The organism is Hydrogenophaga sp. (assembly GCF_050250835.1).
Taxonomy (GTDB): Bacteria; Pseudomonadota; Gammaproteobacteria; order Burkholderiales; family Burkholderiaceae_C; genus Hydrogenophaga.
This window is the reverse complement of sequence record NZ_JBFWNX010000004.1, coordinates 71,050-89,854: the sequence shown is the minus strand read 5'-3', so window position 1 is coordinate 89,854 and position 18,805 is coordinate 71,050. Positions and strand designations below refer to the sequence as shown.

Here is an 18,805-nt window from a genome sequence, read left to right as displayed (position 1 = left end):
CGTGCTCGGCGCGCTGGAGCCACTGACATGGCCCGGGACCACAGTTCACAGTTCGCTCCTTCGTGGTATTCCGCCTTCGAGGGCAGCACCTCGCAGAGCCGCGAGCAGCGCATGCGGGCCTTTGTGCGGCTGTGGCGGGCGTTCATGCGGGCACGCGTTTTCATTGCCGCCGTGCTGCTGGCGCTGCAAGTCTTTGTGGTGGTTACCAAGAATGGCGGCCCGGACTGGCTGGTGCTGCTGTGCGCCTTGCACCTTTGCGCCACGCTGGGGGTGCTGTACTTCTGGCGGCCGGTCGAACAGGGCCGCCCCATGCAGGTGCAATGGCTGGTGACCATCGGCGTCGATGTGGTGGTGTTCGGCCTGCTGCAGTTCTTTCAGGTCGGCGGCATCAACTACACGCCGTTGTTTGCCCTGCCGGTGCTGTTGGCCTCCATCCTGGGACCACTGCTGCTGGCACTGGCCACGGCCGCCAGCGTCACGCTCTATCTGCTGGGCGAGGCCTGGGCGAGCGCGCCCTTGCTGAGCGACGTGTCCACCGCACGCTTCCTGCAAACGGGCCTGACCGGCACCGGCTTCTTTATCGTGGCGGTGCTGGCCAACCAGCTGGCGCTGCGCCTGGCGCGCGAAGAGGCACTGGCCGCCAGCAGCCAGGCTGCCGCGCGCACCCAGGCCCAGGTCAATGAACTGGTGATCGAAAGCCTGAGCGTGGGCGTGCTGGTGGTGGACCCACATGGTGTGGTGCGCAACGCCAACCCGGCGGCACAAGCCATGTTGCTGGGCGAAGTGTCGGCCCAGCCTGCCAAGCTGCTGCTGTCGGCCCGTTCGAGCTGGCACCATCTGGCCGCGCTCGTGCACGAAACCTTTGCCTCAGGCCAGTCGCTGGAAGCCGAAACCACCATCGACAACGAGGAGCGGCCCAGCCAGCGCCTGCATGCACGCACCAAGCTCACCGCGCAGGGCGGTCGGCGCTCGGGCCTGTGCGTGCTGTTCCTGGAAGATCTTCGTGAGGTCGAGGCCCGCGTGCGCACCGAGAAGCTGGCCTCCATGGGCCGCATGTCGGCGGCCGTGGCGCACGAGATCCGCAACCCGCTCTCGGCCATTTCGCAGGCCAATGCCTTGCTGGACGAAGAAGTCCGTGAGCCGGCGCAGAAGCGCCTGACGAGCATGATCGAGCAGAACGCGCAACGCCTCTCGCGCATCGTCGACGACATCCTCAACGTGGCCCGGGCCCAGCCCAGCCAGGGTGTGGGCGCCGCAACCTCGCTGCCGCTGGACCAGATGGTGCGTCAGATCACGCACGAGTGGGCCCGGCAGAACCAGGCCCAGCGCACCCTGGGCGTGCACACGCACGCGCCCGCTGCGCACGTGGGTTTCGACCCTGAACACCTGCGCCGCCTGCTGGTGAATCTGCTGGACAACGCCATTCGCCACGCCAGCGGCAAGCCGTCGTCGATCCGACTGATCACGCAGCCCAGCGGGAGTGACCACATCCGCATGTCGGTCTGGAGCGATGGCCAGCCGCTGGAGGCGAGCGTGATGCGCCACCTGTTCGAGCCCTTCTTTTCTTCGGAGAGCCGCTCCAGCGGCCTGGGGCTCTACATCTGCCGCGAACTGTGCGAGCGCTACGGCGCGCAGATCGCGTATCAGCGAACCCGGCTGGACCAGCGCGAGGGCAACGAGTTTTACGTGCTCATGCCGTGCTCGGTGCATGCCTCGGGCCAACACCAGCCGGTGCAGCAAAGCCTGTCGTATCCTGTGGTCGACTCCCTGGCCACGCGTTCCGGTGCCCAGGGCAGCACACTGTCGGGCGAACCTCCTCTGGCCACGCGATGAACGCCCCCGCCACCGCCTCCGTGCTGGTCGTTGACGACGAACCCGACCTGCGCACCCTGTACGAACTCACGCTGCTGCGCGAAGGCCATGTGGTGGTGGCCGCGCCCGATCTGACGCAGGCGCGCGAGTGGCTGGCACAGCGGCGCTTTGACGTGCTGATCACCGACATGCGGCTGCCCGACGGTCTGGGCCTGGAACTGCTGCGCGAACTGGGCGAGCAGCAACGTCACGAAAAATGCATCGTCATCACCGCTTACGGCTCGGCAGAAAACGCGGTTGAAGCCCTCAAGTCCGGCGCTTTCGACTACCTCACCAAGCCGGTGGATCTCAAGCAGTTGCGCGGTGCGGTCACGGCGGCGGTGCAAAGCCAGCGGCCTGAGCCCGGCCCGAACGGCACGGCCGCCTCCACCACGGCCATAGCCGGCGAAACCGCACGCAGGGTCGCGACCTCTCCCAGTGGCGTGCAGTCGCTCAACCGCATCGTGGGTCACTCGCCCAGCATCGTGCAGATCAAAGGGCGCATCGAGAAAGTGGCCACCAGCATGGCACCGGTGCTCATCCTGGGTGAATCGGGCACCGGCAAGGAACTCGTGGCCCGCGCGGTGCACGACTGCAGCCACCGCAGCACCGGTCCCTTTGTCGCCGTCAATTGCGGCGCGATACCTGAAAACCTCATCGAGGCCGAGTTCTTCGGCGCTCGCAAGGGCGCCTACACCGGCGCCACCCAGGACCGCGAAGGTTACTTCCAGGCTGCCCGTGGAGGCACCCTGTTTCTCGACGAGATCGGCGACCTTCCGCTGGCCATGCAGGCCAAGCTGCTGCGCGTCATACAGGAGCGACGTGTGCGATCGCTCGGCGGCGTGCAGGAGGAATCGGTGGACGTGCGGCTGGTCAGCGCCACCCACCGCGACCTCACCGCCCTGGTGCAGATGGGGCAGTTCCGACAAGACCTGTTCTACCGGCTCAACGTGATTGAACTCCGCACGCCCGCCTTGCGCGAACGCCGCGAAGACCTGACCAGCCTGGTGGGTGCATTGCTCGCTCGCCTGTGCGGCGAGTCTGCCCAGAACGTGCCTGCGCTGTCGCCGCGCGCTCTGGCCTGGCTGCAGGCGAAGGAGCTGCCCGGCAATGTGCGCGAACTCGAGAACCTGCTGCAGCGTGCGCTCGCCCTCAGCAGCGGCGACATCCTGGAGCCCGAAGACTTCGGCGATGGCGACGACCTCTCCGAGGTCCCGACGCAGCCGGACCCGTTGGCCGAGCCCAGCCCCCTCGTGGAAATGGCATCCCGCCCACCCGAGCACATCCCCGCCGATCTCCAGGCCTACCTGGATGAGCAGGAGCGACAGGTGCTGCTCAAGGCCCTGCGCGAATGCGACTTCAACCGCACGGCGGCGGCGGCCCGTCTGGGTCTGAACTTGCGGCAGATCCGCTACCGCATCCAGCGATTGGGCATTTCCATGCCGACGGCCGATGACGATGCCGCGTGAGTCGGCGCTGGCGTCCTGGCGCGGCGGATGGCTGCTGACTGCTCGCCACTGCCCGTCGCCCAACCATGGTGCGCGGCCGGCCGGCGCTCACATCGACCTCATCGTCATCCACTCCATCAGCCTGCCGCCTGGCGAATACGGTGGCCCCGAAGTGGAACAGCTCTTCACCAACACACTGGACTGGAAGGCCCATCCCTACTTTGAGCAGATCCGGGGAATGGAGGTGTCGGCCCATTTCTTCATCCGGCGCGACGGCGAGCTGGTGCAGTTCGTGGACGTGGAATCGCGCGCGTGGCACGCGGGAGCTTCGCACTGGCAAGGACGAGACAACCGCAATGACGATTCGATCGGCATCGAGCTCGAAGGACTCGAAGGCGACACCTTCGAATCGGCCCAATATCGAACCCTGGTCCGACTGTGCACCGATCTGGCACTGCGCTGCCCCGTGGTGCACATCGCAGGACATGAACACATCGCGCCACAACGCAAACAGGATCCGGGGCCGGGCTTCGATTGGACGCGACTGCGCCGCGAACTCGGCTGGGTGCATTCGTGTTTTCCCCAGTGCGTTCTCGGCGACGAACGGGTCTCGTCGCCAGCCTGAACGAGCACAGGAAAAACACCACGTGAGACAGGCGCGCAACGGCGCGGCATTCGACGACAAATCGGCCTGAATGGCGCACCCTGGCTGCCTCCGGGAAATCATCACCAGCTCCGATCAGCGCTTGCCGCCGCCCTTGCGCACAGGCCTCGCCGGGCAGGCGAATTGATCGGCTTGCTTCACCCGGTGGTATTTTTCAAACACTACCGGTAGTGGCTTGAATGGGGCCTGTACACCAGATATAGTGTGCGCTGTGAGTTTCGGAACATTTCCCGTCCAGCAACGACCCCACCTGAACCATGGCATTCAGGCGGCTTTTGTCGAGCCACTGCGCGCACTGCCCTGACGACGGCACCGCGACCACGCTTCACCCCTGACGCCGAGCATCCGGTGCAGTCACCACACAACAAATGAAAGAGGAACCATGCTGACCGCTTCCCCCATCCACACCCCCGCGCAGGCCCAGATGAAGCCCACCGCCGGTACGCCTGGCGCGGCATCGCCCGCAGCGAGCAGCTCGGTTTTCGCCCACTACCAGATCATCCGCCGCAACGGTGCCGTGGTGTCGTTCGAGCCCAGCAAGATCGCCGTGGCCATGATGAAAGCCTTCCTGGCTGTGCATGGCACGCAGGGCGCGGCCTCGGCCAGTGTGCGGGAAACGGTGGACGAGCTCACCCAGAACGTGGCGCGCGCGCTGATGCGCTCGCGCCCAGGCGGCGGCACCTTTCATATCGAAGACGTGCAGGATCAGGTCGAACTCGGCCTCATGCGCAGCGGTCACCATGAAGTGGCCCGGGCCTACGTGCTCTACCGCGAGCGCCGCACGCAGGAGCGCGCCCACCAGGCCGAGGCTGCTCAGCCTGCCGAGCCCACGCTGCACGTGATCGACGGCGGCGAGCGCGTGCCACTGAACCTGCAGCGCCTGCAGGACCTGATCGAAGACGCCTGCAAGGGCCTGGGCAAGGACGTCAAGGCCGCCCCGATCGTTGCCGAGACCAAACGCAACCTGTACGACGGCGTGCCGATCGAAGAGGTCTACAAGGCGTCCATCCTGGCTGCGCGCACGCTGATCGAGAAGGACCCTGACTACACCTACGCCACCGCGCGCCTGCTGTTGCACACCATCGTCAAGGAAGTCATGGGCGAGGAAGTGCCCTCCACCGAGATGGGCGCGCGCTACGCAGAGCACTTTCCTCTCTTTATCAAGAAGGGGGTCGACAACGAACTGCTGGACGAGAAGCTGCTTCAGTTCGACCTCGCCCGCCTGGGTGCGGCGCTCAAGCCCGAGCGCGACCTGCAGTTCGACTACCTCGGCCTGCAGACCCTGTACGACCGCTACTTCCTGCACGTGCGCAAGAGCCGCATTGAGCTGCCCCAGTCGTTCTTCATGCGCGTGGCCATGGGACTGTCGCTCAATGAGATCGACCGGGAGGCCCGCGCCATCGAGTTCTACGAGGTGCTTTCCTCGTTCGACTTCATGTCGTCCACCCCCACCCTGTTCAATGCAGGCACCCTGCGCTCGCAGCTCTCCAGCTGCTACCTGACCACCGTGCCAGACGACCTGGACGGCATCTACGAGTCCATCAAGGAAAACGCGCTGCTCTCCAAGTTCGCCGGCGGCCTGGGCAACGACTGGACCCGCGTGCGTGCACTGGGTTCCCACATCAAGGGCACCAACGGCGAGTCGCAAGGCGTCGTGCCTTTCCTGAAGGTCGTCAACGACACGGCCGTGGCCGTGAACCAGGGCGGCAAACGCAAGGGCGCGGTCTGCACCTACCTGGAAACCTGGCACCTGGACATCGAGGAATTCCTGGAACTGCGCAAGAACACCGGCGACGACCGTCGCCGCACGCACGACATGAACACGGCGAACTGGATTCCCGACCTGTTCATGAAGCGCGTGATGGAAAAGGGCGAATGGAGCCTCTTCTCGCCCAACAGCGTGCCCGACTTGCACGACCTCTTTGGCGCCGACTTCGAGAAGGCCTATGTGGCCTACGAGGAAAAGGCCGCGCGTGGCGAGATCAAACCCTACCGCAAGGTACCGGCCAGCGACCTGTGGCGCAAGATGCTCTCGATGCTGTTCGAGACCGGCCACCCCTGGATCACCTTCAAGGACGCCTGCAACGTGCGCAGCCCGCAGCAGCACGCCGGCGTGGTGCACAGCTCCAACCTCTGCACTGAAATCACGCTCAACACCAGCGACACCGAAACCGCCGTCTGCAACCTGGGCTCCATCAACCTGTTGCAACACGTCAAGGGTGGCCAGATCGACCACGCCAAGCTGCAGAAGACCATCGCCACGGCCATGCGCATGCTCGACAACGTGATCGACATCAACTACTACGCGGTAAAGAAGGCGCGCGACTCCAACATGCGCCATCGCCCGGTGGGCCTGGGTGTGATGGGCTTCCAGGACGCGCTGTACGAACTGCGCATTCCCTACGCTTCCAACGAAGCCGTGGAATTTGCCGATCGCTCCATGGAAGCTGTCTGCTACTACGCCTACTGGGCATCCACCGAACTCGCCCGCGAGCGCGGCCGCTACGCCAGCTACCGGGGTTCGCTGTGGGACAAGGGCATCCTGCCCTCGGACACGCTGGACCTGCTGGCCCGCGAACGCGGCGGCTATGTAGACGTGGACCGCTCCAGCTCGCTGGACTGGGATGCACTGCGCAAGAAGATCGCTGCCGACGGCATGCGCAACTCCAACTGCGTGGCCATCGCGCCCACCGCCACCATTTCCAACATCATCGGCGTGGACGCTTCCATCGAGCCCTGCTTCGGCAACCTCTCGGTCAAGTCCAACCTCTCCGGCGAGTTCACCGTCATCAACAGCTACCTGGTGAAGGACCTCAAGCGGCTCGGGCTGTGGGACGACGTGATGGTCATGGACCTCAAGCACTTCGACGGCTCGCTGCGTCCGATCGACCGCGTTCCGCAGGAAGTGAAGGCGTTGTACGCCACCGCCTTCGAAGTGGAACCGCTGTGGCTGGTGGAGGCTGCGGCCCGTCGCCAGAAGTGGATCGACCAGGCGCAGAGCCTGAACATCTACATGGCGGGTGCATCGGGCAAGAAGCTCGACGACACGTACAAGCTCGCGTGGCTGCGTGGACTGAAGACCACCTACTACCTTCGCACCACCTCGGCCACTCAGGTCGAAAAATCGACCGGTCGCACTGGCCAGCTCAATGCGGTCTCTCTCAGTCCTGCCGTTGCACAGGCAATCTCGACGAGCGCGCCGACGGTGGATGCCGAGCCAGCGACCGACATCAAGTTCTGCGCCATCGACGACCCAGGATGCGAGGCTTGTCAGTGATGCCTGTGTGCGTTGACGCATGCGGATGCGGTCGAATGCATTTCGCATTCGATGCAACACCGCAACACAAATTGCGCTCAACGCACATGATCACTTTGCATTTCAAGCAGACACTTTGATAATCCGAGCATTGGACAAATCTATGTTGACCTGGGACGACCAAATCACGCCCTCATCGAAGCCAGCGATCAGCCCACTGCCCACCGGCATGTCGGGTCTGCAAGCCTCACTGCCCAGTGAGCGCGCCCCCATCTTCTCCGCTTCGATCCCCACCGCTTCTGCACCCAAGGCCGTCGCCACGACCGCGCCCGCACGCCGCATCAACGTGGCCGACAAGCGCATCATCAACGGCCAGACCGACGTCAACCAGCTGGTCCCTTTCAAATACAAATGGGCCTGGGAAAAATACCTCGCCACCTGCGCCAACCACTGGATGCCGCAGGAAGTGAACATGAGCCGCGACATCGCGCTCTGGAAGGACCCCAACGGCCTGACCGAAGACGAGCGCCGCATTGTCAAGCGCAACCTCGGCTTCTTCGTCACGGCCGATTCGCTGGCCGCCAACAACATCGTGCTGGGCACCTACCGCCACATCACCGCGCCTGAATGCCGCCAGTTCCTGCTGCGCCAGGCATTTGAAGAAGCGATCCACACGCACGCCTACCAGTACATCGTGGAATCGCTGGGTCTGGACGAGTCCGAGATCTTCAACGCCTACAACGAAGTCCAGTCCATCCGAGACAAGGACGAGTTCCTGATCCCCTTCATCGAGGCGATCATGAACCCCAACTTCCACACCGGCACGCCAGAAACCGACCAGACCCTGCTCAAGAGCCTGATCGTTTTTGCCTGTCTCATGGAAGGCCTGTTCTTCTATGTCGGCTTCACCCAGATCCTGGCGCTGGGTCGCCAGAACAAGATGACCGGTGCCGCCGAGCAGTACCAGTACATCCTGCGCGACGAATCCATGCATTGCAATTTCGGCATTGATCTGATCAACGCGATCAAGATGGAAAATCCGATGTTGTGGACCAGCGAATTCAAGGCCGAGATCAAGGAGCTGTTCCTCAAAGCCGTCGAACTCGAATACCGCTACGCCGAAGACACCATGCCTCGCGGCGTGCTCGGTCTGAACGCTTCGATGTTCAAGGGCTACCTGCGCTACATCGCCAATCGGCGCGCCACGCAGATCGGCCTGGAGCCGATGTTCCCGAATGAGGAAAACCCGTTCCCCTGGATGAGCGAGATGATCGACCTCAAGAAGGAACGCAATTTCTTTGAAACCCGCGTGATCGAATACCAGTCCGGCGGGGCACTTTCCTGGGATTGATGCCACACGACAGCCGGGGCTGCATTGCCCGCCACAACCTGACATTGAAATGTATTCCGCTCATTCAAGACCCTGTACCCGGCGCGCTGGCACCGGTGGCAGGGTCTTGTCACAGGATTCAACGCCTTGGGGCCAGCCGCGGATGCATCCGCGCGGCTCCAGGGTGCTGAATCACTTCACCGGCGACAAGACCGGATGAAGTGCTCATTGCAACTTGATCAAGGAGAAAACAATGGCAACTGCAAAAAAAGCCCCGGCCAAGAAGGCCGCACCGGCTAAGAAGGCTCCGGCCAAGAAACCCGCTGCGAAGAAAGCAGCTCCGGCCAAAAAGGCTCCGGCCAAGAAGGTCGCTGTGAAGAAGGCCCCGGCGAAGAAAGCCGCACCGGCCAAGAAGAAGGCAGCTCCGGCGAAGAAGGCTCCGGCCAAGAAGGTCGCAGCGAAGAAGGCTCCGGCGAAGAAGGCCGTTGCCAAGAAGGCGCCTGCGAAGAAGGTTGCGGCCAAGAAGGCGCCGGCGAAGAAAGCCGCTGCAAAGAAGGCCCCTGCTAAAAAGGCCGCTGCGAAGAAGGCGCCTGCGAAGAAGGCCGCTGCAAAAAAGGCTCCTGCTAAAAAGGCCGCCGCGAAGAAGGCCCCCGCGAAAAAGGCAGCCCCAGCAAAAAAAGCTGAGCCGGCCAAGAAGCCGGCAGCCCCTGCTGCAGCACCTGCGGCGCAGACGAAGCTCAACCCTCAGGCTGCCTGGCCGTTCCCCACGTCCAGCAAGCCCTGAAGTACTCGTTGAGATGACCCTGCAGCCCGGCGCGAAAGCGCCGGGCTTTTTCTTTTCTGTTCTTCACCGGGCCGGGGCAGGACCCGCACCGCAGGAAACGGTCCATTCCAGGGACATCGAATGTCCCGATCCGACGGCCCCAGGTGTCGCCCCCCCCGCTCTCAGGGGTGAGCGCCGATGGCGCGCAGGGGGTGCTTCAGTTCAGCGTGTAGTTCTGGCCACCACGGCTGGCGATCTTGGTCGCTCCCATGCGGTTGCCAAGCTCGACACAGCGCTGCAGGGGCCAGCCCTGTTCAAGGCCGTGCAACAGCGCCGCGCGAAAAGCATCGCCACACCCCGTCGGGTCCACCACCTCCGAGGCAGCAACGCCCGGAACGTGTACCTTGTTCGCGCCATCCCATACATCGCACCCCTGCGCGCCCAGCGTGACGATGAGCCCTTTCACCTGCGTCGCGATGGCGTCCAGCGTGAGACCGGTGCGGTCGCAAAGCATCTGGGCCTCGTAGTCGTTGAGCGTGACCCAGGTGGCCAGCTCGATGAATTGCCTCAGTTCTTCCCCGTTGAACATGGGCAGCCCTTGCCCCGGATCGAACACAAAGGGAACGCCCGCCGCGTGCAACTGGCGCGCATGGGTGAGCATGGCCTCGCGGCCATCGGGCGAGATGATGGCAACCGAGAGGTCGCTGCGTGGCGGCACAGGGTTGTCATGGGCCATCGACATCGCGCCGGGGTGAAACGCGGTGATCTGGTTGTTGTCGCGGTCGGTCATGATCATGGCCTGCGCGGTGTAGCTGTCGGCGGCCTTCGACACGTGGCTCGTGTCCACGCCCAACGCCTGCAATCGCTCCAGGTATTCCTGCCCGTCGTTGCCAAGCATGGCCAGGGGAACGGCTTGTGCACCCAGTTGCCGCAAGCCGTAGGCAATGTTGCCAGCGCAGCCGCCGTACTCGCGGCGCAGGCCGGGCACCAGAAAGGACACGTTGAGGATGTGCAACTGGCTGGGCAGGATCTGCTCGGCGAAGCGACCCTCGAAAGTCATGATGGTGTCGAAGGCCAGCGAGCCACAAACGAGAATGGGCATGTGAAGGTTTCCGTGATCAGGGATAAAAAACCAGGGCGCGATAACCCGCCATGGGTGAAGCGTCTCCCAGTGAGAGGGAGAGGCGCAGGCTCACGCTGACCGAACCCTGGGCGGGCAGCAACGAGGGTGCATCAGGCCACTCTTCGGGAAGGAAAACACGGCGCGCAATCACCTGATCACGTGTGTCGGTCAGGCTGAGTTCGAGCGCGGGCAGGGCCAGCGGCATCGAGGCGGTGTTCTTGAGCACGAGGTCAAAGGAATAGAAGTCGCCCAGTCGGCGCACCAGCGCGGTGCTGTCGATGACGATGGCGTCGATGCGTCGCACCGGCGCCAGTCGGCAACCCAATGCATCGCAGGCACGCTGAAGCAGGGGTTGCAGGTCTGGCCGCGCCGCCGCCAGTCGGTCGCGCTCGTGCAGGGCCAGTTGCCCGATCAGCAGGACCCCCAGCAACAAGGCCAGCAAGGCGAGCGATGCACGCATGCCTCTGGACGACCAGAACGCTCGGCGGCGAGCCTGTCGCACGAAACCAGGCACCGCCTCTGGGTCATCGAGCCCACTGCCCTCGAATCCTGACGGGCCCGCGTTGGTGCTGGGAGCGCCGCGAGCGGCTTCTGCCGCAGCGCTGACCTCTGCCGCAATCCCGTTGGACGAGTCGTCAAACTCGGGGTCCCCGGTTCGCCCCACGCCGGCGGCGAAGCGTTGCAGATCGGTGTGAAAGTCCGACACCTCGGAGTCATCGGTGTCGTCATCGGCGTCCGTGGCCTGCGGCGCTTGCGCCAACGGTGGTGGTGCCAGCTCCTCGGAAGCATCCTGAAACCTGTGCGAACCCTCCAGCTCGGCCCACTCACCCGACATCTCCGAATCCTCCATGATGGCGGTTTCGGGTTCGGCGTCGAGGTCGTATTCGGGCGCGGGCGCGTCTTGCCCAGGGCTGTCGGATTCGGTGGCGGAGCCCGGGGCCGTCCATGGCTGCAGGTAGAGCGTGGCGTCGAACACATCGGCGCAATGGCCGCAACGCACCCAGCCCTCGGAGATCTTCAGCTGGTCGGCAACGACCCTGAACATCGTTCCGCACGCGGGGCAACGGGTGGTGAAACTCATGCGCCGATTATTGCAGGCGCTCGCCGCTCAAAAGCTCAGGCCTTGCGTGCGGTCATGAGGATCCAGCCGTCCTCTTCGTCGCTCACTTCAAGCGCAATCCAGGGCGCATAGGCGTTGCGCAACTCGTCGAGTTGGCGCGTGAGAATGCCGGCGAGCACCAGGTATCCGCCCGGTCGGACGTGGGCGCAAAGCAGTGGCGCCAGCACCCGCAAGGGCGTGGCCAGGATGTTGGCCAACACCAGGTCGTGTTCGCCGGAAGCTGCATTCGGCAAACCAGCGCCGATCTGCACATGGTTGGCCTCGGCATTGAGCCGGGTCGACTCGACCGCCGAAGGGTCGATGTCCACCGCGATGATCTCGCGCGCACCGAACTTCGCTGCGCCGATGGCCAGAATGCCCGAGCCACAACCGTAGTCGAGCACGCGTTGATCCAGGGGCGGGTGCTTCGCGATCCAGCGCAGGCACATGCGCGTGGTGGGATGGGTGCCAGTGCCAAAGGCCAGGCCGGGGTCGAGCCGGATCACCTGCTCTGCGGCGGCGGGCGGCTCGTGCCAGGTGGGCACGATCCAGAACGCCGGCGTGATGGCCACCGGTTCGAATTGCGACTGGGTCAGCCGCACCCAGTCTTGTTCCAGCACAGCGCGTACGCCCTGCACCACGCAGCCTTCAAAAAAATCCTGCAACTTGAGCAAGGCCGCTGCCTCCTTGGCCGCCGCCTCGGTGGGGAAGAGCGCCACCACGCGCGAGCGCTGCCAGCCTCCCTTGGGGGGCGGCATGCCGGGTTCGCCGAACAGCGCCGACTCCGCGTCGGTCATGGCGTCGGCATCTTCCACCGACACGCTCAGGGCATCCAGCGCCACGAAGGCATCACCCACGTCGTCCACCGCCGCCTCGGGCACAAGGAGGACCAGTTCGAAAAGGGTCCCTGCCGGCGGCAGGGTCAGCATGGATGCTTCAGCGCTCACGTTGGGACAGCCACTCTTCCAGGTAGTGAATGTTGGTGCCGCCCGCCACGAAGCTGGCGTCCACCATCAGCTCGCGGTGCAACGGGATGTTGGTCTTGATGCCTTCGATGACCGTTTCGGCAAGCGCCGTGCGCATGCGCGCCAGCGCTTGTTCGCGCGTGTCGCCGTGCACGATGATCTTGCCGATCATGGAGTCGTAGTTGGGCGGCACGAAGTAATTGGCATAAGCATGTGAGTCCACCCGCACGCCGGGCCCGCCCGGCGCGTGCCAGGTCGTGATGCGACCGGGCGAGGGCGTGAACTTGTAGGCGTCCTCGGCGTTGATGCGGCACTCGATGGCATGCCCGCGCAACTGGATCTGCCGCTGAGTGAAAGGCAGTTTTTCGCCAGCGGCCACTGCAATCTGCGTGCGCACAATGTCCACACCAGAGATCCACTCCGTCACGGGGTGCTCCACCTGCACGCGCGTGTTCATCTCGATGAAGTAGAACTCGCCGTTCTCGAACAGGAACTCGAAGGTGCCTGCACCCCGATAGCCGATCTTCTTGCAGGCCGCGGCGCAGCGCTCGCCGATCTTCTCGATCAGGCGACGCGGAATGCCGGGCGCTGGCGCTTCCTCGATCACCTTCTGGTGGCGGCGCTGCATGGAGCAGTCACGCTCACCGAGGTAGACCGCATTGCGGTGCTGGTCGGCCAGGATCTGGATTTCGATGTGGCGCGGATTCTGGAGAAACTTCTCCATATAGACCTCGGGGTTGCCGAAGGCCGCGCCCGCTTCCGCCTTGGTGGTCTGCACCGCGTGCAGCAGCGCCGCCTCTGTATGCACCACACGCATGCCGCGACCACCGCCGCCGCCAGCCGCCTTGATGATCACGGGATAGCCCACCGCCTTGGCAGTGCGCTTGATCACCACGGGATCGTCGGGCAAGGCTCCTTCCGAACCGGGCACGCAGGGCACGCCCGCGCGAATCATGGCCTGCTTGGCCGAGACCTTGTCGCCCATGATGCGGATCGAATCCGGCGTGGGGCCGATGAAGGTGAAGCCGCTCTTCTCCACGCGCTCGGCAAAGTCGGCGTTTTCCGACAGGAAACCGTAGCCAGGGTGGATGGCTTCGGCATCGGTGACCTCCGCGGCCGAAATGATGGCCGGCATGCTGAGATAGCTCTGGGCACTGGGTGCCGGTCCGATGCAGACCGCTTCATCGGCCAGGCGCACGTACTTGGCGTCGCGGTCGGCCTCGGAGTACACCATCACCGCCTTGATGCCCATTTCCCGGCAGGCGCGCTGGACGCGCAACGCAATCTCTCCCCGGTTGGCGATCAGGATTTTCTTGAACATGGAATCGGCGTCTTCTTTATTCGATCACGTAGAGCGGTTGACCATATTCCACTGCCTGGCCGTTTTCCACCAGGATCTGGGTCACGGTGCCGGACTTGTCGGCCTCGATCTCGTTGAGGATCTTCATGGCCTCGACGATGCAGATGGTTTCGCCTTCCTTGATGCTGTCCCCCACCTCGACGAAGGGCTTGGCGCCCGGGCTGGAGGCGCGGTAGAAGGTGCCCACCATGGGTGATTTCACCGTGTGGCCAGCGGGCGCCGCAGGGGTGGCCGCAGCTGCCGGGGCGGGCGTCACCTCCACCACGGGCATCACAGGGGGCGCCACGGGTGCCGGCGCCATGCTGTAAGTGACGGGGGCCGTTGCTACCACCGGCGAACTCTTGACGATGCGCACCTTGCCCTCGGCTTCGGTGATCTCAAGTTCCGACACGTTCGACTCGGACACGAGGTCGATCAGTGTCTTCAGTTTTCTTAAATCCATGTTTTCTCCAACGAATTTCGGTCAAATTGATTTAAAAGCATTCAACTTGCTGAAAGTGAACGCACATCAATTCGCCGGGGTGCCGCAGTGTACACGACGGTGGCGGATTCTCCACCGGCTCCAGGGCGGCTTCGATGCCCGTTCGATCTGCCCCCCGGTCCCGCCGACTTTTTGAAAGAAGTCGGAATTTACCTCGATTTACACGATATTCCCTGCGGGATGACCAAAGGTCGCCATCGCATCAGCCCAGCTCGGCCCATTGGTTCAGGTCGGCATCGGACACTTTGCCGAGTTTGCGGTGCTGCACCTCGCCCGAAGCACCGAAGACCACGCTGAAGGGCAAGGCGCCGGAGGGATTGCCCAGCGTGCGGCTGAGTTCGGTGCCACCGAAACCGGCCATGCCCACCGGAAATTTCAGTGGCAGCTTCTTCAGAAACGAGCGCACCGCACTTGGCTGGTCCACCGCCAGGCCCAGAACCTGCCAGCCACGTGCGGCTTGCGCCAGTTGAAACGCATTGAGCATCGGCAACTCCTCCACACAGGGCGGGCACCATGTGGCCCAGAAGTTCACCAGCAGCGGCCGGCCACGGAAATCGGCCACACGCACCTTCCCGCCATCGGGTCCGTCAAACTCACCCTGCCAGAAGGCCGCCTCCGCCTTGTCCAGCACCGGCCGAAGCTGAAACCGGCGTTGCGACCACCACGCACCCGCGCCAGCCGCCGCCAGCGCCACGCCCGCCATGCCCAAGGTGCGCCGCCGCAGTTTCATGTGGCGTCCTCGTGGCGCGCTTCACCCTGGTCGGCCAGCAGCCGGCGCAGCGCGGCCGCGTCACCGCGCGGCTTGCGACCCTGTGCATCGTGCTTCAAGGCGCCCCGCAGGTCGTCATGCCCGTACACCATCAGATGCACCAGCACCCACTCGCCCAGGGCTTCGCTGCGGTGGCGCAGGCTCAGGGCCTGAACGGGCTCGCCGCGCCCGCCGGACACTTCGCCAGGGTGGTATTCCACGCGGTGGTCGATCAGCGTCCATTCGACGGCTTTGGGGTCGTCACAGAAAAGCTGGACGTACACGTCGCTGTGGCGCGTGGCGGTGCCATGCCACACGGCGCCGCCCAGGTGCGGGCGAAAAGTCTGCAGCCGGTCCATCCATACCAGCGCCAGTTCGCGCAAGGCGCGCAACTCGGCGGGCTGGTGGTCTGCACAAAAAACTGCGATGTCTTCGCGCACCGCCGCCTCCAGCGTTGCGTTGTCGGGCAATGCGGTGCGGGCAGGCAGGCCCAGTTGCCTGACCGCGCGCCGTTTGGCCGCGGCGTACTCCAGCCCTTCGTCGACGACGAAGCGGGCGGCCACGGCAGCGATCTCGGCGGTCATGTCGTCTCGGCGCAGATCCATGGGAGGCGATTGTGCCCGCTTGGGCCGTGCTGCGCCCAGCGCGAGCGCATACCCGCAAAGGCACTGCGCCAGCCCCCTAGAATCGCCGGATGCACATACACATTCTGGGCATTTGCGGCACCTTCATGGGCGGCCTGGCCGCCCTGGCCCGCGAAGCCGGACACCGCGTCACTGGCTGCGACGCCGGCGTCTATCCCCCCATGAGCGATCAGTTGCGCGCACTGGGGATCGACCTCATCGAGGGCTTCGGCGCCGATCAACTGGCGCTCAAGCCCGACCTCTTCGTGGTCGGCAACGTGGTCAGCCGGGCCGGGCAGTCCGACGGCACACCCAGGTTCCCTCTGATGGAAGCCATCATGGACAGCGGCGCGGCCTACACCAGTGGACCGCAATGGCTGGCTGAACACGTGCTTCAAGGCCGCCATGTGCTGGCCGTGGCCGGCACACACGGAAAGACCACCACCACCGCCATGCTGACCTGGATCCTGGAATCCTGCGGCCTGGAGCCCGGCTTTCTCATCGGCGGCGTTCCGATGAATTTCAAGGTATCGGCGCGGCTGGGTCATGCGGCCCCCACGCGCCCCGAGGGGGCTGTTTCGCCTTGGGGCGGCCCGGCGGCGAAGTCGGCCCATCTTCCCGTGTTCACGATCGAGGCCGATGAGTACGACACCGCCTTTTTCGACAAGCGCAGCAAGTTCGTGCACTACCGGCCGCGCACTGCGATCCTGAACAACCTCGAGTTCGATCACGCCGACATCTTCGACGACCTCCCCGCGATCGAGCGGCAGTTCCACCACCTGGTGCGCACCGTGCCATCGACCGGCCGGGTGGTCGTCAACGGGCTGGAGGACAGCCTGGAGCGCGTGCTACACAAAGGCCTGTGGAGCGAACTGCGCAGCTTCGGCGCGGCGGTGAGCGATTTCACCGCTCACGGCGAACCCCACGCCTTCGACGTGCTGCAAAAGGGCCAGGTCGTGGGCCGGGTGGAGTGGGCGCTCACAGGCACCCACAACCAGCTCAATGCGCTGGCCGCCATCGCGGCGGCCGAACACGTGGGCGTGGCGCCTGCCGATGCAGCCCGCGCGCTGGCCACGTTTGAAAATGTGCGTCGCCGCATGGAAGTGCGAGGCACCGTGGCGCGGCCCGGTGGAGAGATCACGGTGTACGACGACTTCGCCCACCACCCCACTGCCATCCGCACCACGCTCGATGGCCTGCACCGGAGGTTGGGCACCTCGCCAGGGCGCATCCTGGCCGTGTTCGAGCCGCGCAGCAACACCATGAAGCTGGGCACGATGAAGTCGCAGCTGCCCTGGAGCCTGGAAGCGGCTGATCTGGCGTTCTGCCACTCCGGCGGGCTGGACTGGGACGCCGCCGAGGCCTTGGCGCCCATGGGCTCACGCGCACAGGTGAGCAGCCGAATCGACGAACTGGTGCAGATGGTGAGTGCTGCTGCGCAAGCGGGCGATCACATCGTGTGCATGAGCAACGGCGGCTTCGGCGGCGTGCACGAGCGCTTGCTCGCGGCGCTACAAGCTCAGTAATTCAGCGCCTGGCCGGGCACGTCCACAGACACCACCGGCTTGGCCAGCGCAGCGCTGGTTGCGCGAGCGAATGCCATGGCCCAGGGTCGATGCACGGCATCACGAAAACGGATCTCGCCCGCCGCCTGCGCCACACAGAGAATCTTGTCGGCGGTGAGCACCTTGCCGGTCGGCCGGATCGGGTCGCAGCCCAGGAAGGTGAACTGCTCGTCGAGCCAATGGCGCGCCAGGTCGTGCGGCATGGGCTGCACTTCCTCGAGGTCGAAGTGGTAGGTGGCCGGCTCACCCCAGCTCACGATGACTTGGCTGCGCATGGCGATTCTCCTGGTTGGAGCCATTGTGAACCGCGCCCGCTCCCAACTCCACCCCGTGAAACCCCGGTGGACCGAATCAGCCCCGCGCACGGCGCGCTGCGAGCACCGCCTCCGACAACATCTCCAGCGCCTGCTCCGAGTCGACCCAGCCCAGGCAGGCGTCGGTGATGCTCTGCCCGTACTTCAGGTCTGCCACCTTGTCCTTGCCGGGCGTGAATTTCTGGGCGCCGGCTTCGATGTGACTCTCGATCATCACACCGAACACACTGCGTGAACCACCGGCGATCTGGCTGGCAATGTCACGCGCCACGTCGAGCTGTTTCTCATGCTGCTTGCTGCTGTTGGCATGGCTGAAGTCGACCATCAGGCGCGGCAGCAACTTGGCCGCTTCGAGTTCCTTCACCGAGGCTGCCACACTGGCGGCGTCGTAGTTGGGTGCCTTGCCGCCGCGCAGGATGACGTGGCAATCCTTGTTTCCGTTGGTCTGCACGATGGCGACCTGACCGTTCTTGTGAACCGAAAGGAAGTGATGACCACGCGAAGCCGCCTGAATGGCGTCGGTTGCTATTCTGATGTTCCCATCGGTGCCATTCTTGAAGCCGATGGGTGCCGACAGGCCGGAAGCCAGCTCCCGGTGCACCTGACTTTCGGTGGTGCGCGCGCCGATCGCGCCCCAGGCGATCAGGTCGCCGATGTACTGCGGCGAGATCACGTCCAGGAACTCGCTGCCGGCGGGAACACCCAACCGGTTGATGTCGATCAACAGCTGGCGCGCCATGCGCAGACCTTCGTCGATGCGGAAGCTTTCGTCCAGGTAAGGATCGTTGATCAGTCCCTTCCAGCCGACCGTGGTGCGCGGTTTCTCGAAGTACACGCGCATCACGATCTCCAGCGAATCCGCGTACTTCTCGCGCAGGACTTTGAGGCGGCGCGCGTAGTCCAGAGCGGCGGCCGGATCGTGAATGGAACAGGGCCCGATGACCACCAGCAGGCGATCGTCCTGCCCATGCAGGATCCGGTGGATGCGCCGCCGGGTCTGGCTGATGAGAGTCTCAACCGGCGTGCCGCCAATGGGAAAGAAGCGGATGAGGTGTTCGGGCGGGGGGAGCACGGTGATGTCCTTGATGCGTTCGTCGTCGGTCTGGCTGGTCTTGTCGACAGGACGGGCGTGCCAGGCGTCGCTGCTGGCGGGGGCATTTTTCGCGGTCATCACGGAGCTCCTGAGGGTGGGATGGATGGGAAAGGGACGAAAAA

Annotated in this window: 16 protein-coding genes; 7 read left to right on the top strand and 9 right to left on the bottom strand. The window is 64.5% G+C overall.

From position 1 onward, the window contains the following. Nucleotides 1-27 precede the first annotated feature (27 nt). The 6 genes from AB7F11_RS07080 to AB7F11_RS07055 all read left to right on the top strand — a co-directional run bounded on the left by AB7F11_RS07080 (nucleotide 28) and on the right by AB7F11_RS07055 (nucleotide 9,333). Entirely contained in the window at nucleotides 28-1,833 is a 1,806-nt protein-coding gene (locus tag AB7F11_RS07080; protein ID WP_428287964.1) for a sensor histidine kinase, read from the top strand. Then, nucleotides 1,830-3,320, top strand: a complete 1,491-nt coding sequence (locus AB7F11_RS07075; protein WP_428287963.1) for a sigma-54-dependent transcriptional regulator — start codon at nucleotides 1,830-1,832, stop codon at nucleotides 3,318-3,320. The genes AB7F11_RS07080 and AB7F11_RS07075 overlap by 4 nt, the downstream gene beginning before the upstream one ends. Continuing rightward, a complete protein-coding gene (gene ampD, locus AB7F11_RS07070; protein ID WP_428287962.1) occupies nucleotides 3,304-3,924 on the top strand; it encodes a 1,6-anhydro-N-acetylmuramyl-L-alanine amidase AmpD in 621 nt (206 codons plus the stop codon). Before AB7F11_RS07075 ends, ampD begins: the two co-directional genes overlap by 17 nt. 463 nt (nucleotides 3,925-4,387) lie before the next feature. Next, nucleotides 4,388-7,240 (top strand): ribonucleoside-diphosphate reductase subunit alpha, encoded by a 2,853-nt coding sequence (locus AB7F11_RS07065; RefSeq protein ID WP_428288172.1) that lies wholly within the window; start codon nucleotides 4,388-4,390, stop codon nucleotides 7,238-7,240. 142 nt (nucleotides 7,241-7,382) lie between these two features. Continuing rightward, nucleotides 7,383-8,570 (top strand): ribonucleotide-diphosphate reductase subunit beta, encoded by a 1,188-nt coding sequence (locus AB7F11_RS07060; protein WP_428287961.1) that lies wholly within the window; start codon nucleotides 7,383-7,385, stop codon nucleotides 8,568-8,570. Nucleotides 8,571-8,802: 232 nt separating this feature from the next. After that, a complete protein-coding gene (locus AB7F11_RS07055; protein ID WP_428288171.1) occupies nucleotides 8,803-9,333 on the top strand; it encodes a histone H1-like DNA-binding protein in 531 nt (176 codons plus the stop codon). Between the two features lie 196 nt (nucleotides 9,334-9,529). Here the strand turns inward: AB7F11_RS07055 and AB7F11_RS07050 are convergent, their stop codons facing one another. From AB7F11_RS07050 to AB7F11_RS07020, 7 genes are all read right to left on the bottom strand, one after another. Beyond that, on the bottom strand, nucleotides 9,530-10,414 hold the full coding sequence (locus AB7F11_RS07050; RefSeq protein WP_428287960.1) for a carbohydrate kinase family protein: 885 nt from the start codon (nucleotides 10,412-10,414) through the stop codon (nucleotides 9,530-9,532). A gap of 16 nt (nucleotides 10,415-10,430) precedes the next feature. Next, nucleotides 10,431-11,516 carry a DUF3426 domain-containing protein gene (locus AB7F11_RS07045; protein ID WP_428287959.1) on the bottom strand — a complete coding sequence of 362 codons (1,086 nt, stop codon included), beginning with the start codon at nucleotides 11,514-11,516 and terminating at the stop codon, nucleotides 10,431-10,433. A gap of 35 nt (nucleotides 11,517-11,551) precedes the next feature. Continuing rightward, the gene (prmA, locus tag AB7F11_RS07040; protein ID WP_428287958.1) at nucleotides 11,552-12,463 is read right to left on the bottom strand and encodes a 50S ribosomal protein L11 methyltransferase; all 912 of its coding nucleotides are present in this window, start codon (nucleotides 12,461-12,463) and stop codon (nucleotides 11,552-11,554) included. Nucleotides 12,464-12,470: 7 nt separating this feature from the next. Then, the gene (gene accC, locus AB7F11_RS07035; RefSeq protein ID WP_428287957.1) at nucleotides 12,471-13,820 is read right to left on the bottom strand and encodes an acetyl-CoA carboxylase biotin carboxylase subunit; all 1,350 of its coding nucleotides are present in this window, start codon (nucleotides 13,818-13,820) and stop codon (nucleotides 12,471-12,473) included. A gap of 16 nt (nucleotides 13,821-13,836) precedes the next feature. Next, entirely contained in the window at nucleotides 13,837-14,301 is a 465-nt protein-coding gene (accB, locus tag AB7F11_RS07030; protein ID WP_428287956.1) for an acetyl-CoA carboxylase biotin carboxyl carrier protein, read from the bottom strand. 241 nt (nucleotides 14,302-14,542) lie between these two features. Continuing rightward, nucleotides 14,543-15,070 carry a TlpA family protein disulfide reductase gene (locus AB7F11_RS07025; protein WP_428287955.1) on the bottom strand — a complete coding sequence of 176 codons (528 nt, stop codon included), beginning with the start codon at nucleotides 15,068-15,070 and terminating at the stop codon, nucleotides 14,543-14,545. Then, the gene (locus tag AB7F11_RS07020; RefSeq protein WP_428287954.1) at nucleotides 15,067-15,693 is read right to left on the bottom strand and encodes a hypothetical protein; all 627 of its coding nucleotides are present in this window, start codon (nucleotides 15,691-15,693) and stop codon (nucleotides 15,067-15,069) included. Before AB7F11_RS07020 ends, AB7F11_RS07025 begins: the two co-directional genes overlap by 4 nt. Nucleotides 15,694-15,782: 89 nt before the next feature. Here AB7F11_RS07020 and mpl point away from each other — a divergent pair, with 89 nt between their 5' ends. Beyond that, on the top strand, nucleotides 15,783-17,237 hold the full coding sequence (gene mpl / locus AB7F11_RS07015; RefSeq protein ID WP_428287953.1) for a UDP-N-acetylmuramate:L-alanyl-gamma-D-glutamyl-meso-diaminopimelate ligase: 1,455 nt from the start codon (nucleotides 15,783-15,785) through the stop codon (nucleotides 17,235-17,237). Here the strand turns inward: mpl and AB7F11_RS07010 are convergent. Together AB7F11_RS07010 and AB7F11_RS07005 are read right to left on the bottom strand one after the other, a co-directional pair. Further along, a complete protein-coding gene (locus AB7F11_RS07010; protein ID WP_428287952.1) occupies nucleotides 17,231-17,551 on the bottom strand; it encodes a hypothetical protein in 321 nt (106 codons plus the stop codon). The genes mpl and AB7F11_RS07010 overlap by 7 nt on opposite strands. A gap of 76 nt (nucleotides 17,552-17,627) precedes the next feature. Then, on the bottom strand, nucleotides 17,628-18,761 hold the full coding sequence (locus AB7F11_RS07005; RefSeq protein ID WP_428287951.1) for a 3-deoxy-7-phosphoheptulonate synthase: 1,134 nt from the start codon (nucleotides 18,759-18,761) through the stop codon (nucleotides 17,628-17,630). Nucleotides 18,762-18,805: the final 44 nt, after the last annotated feature.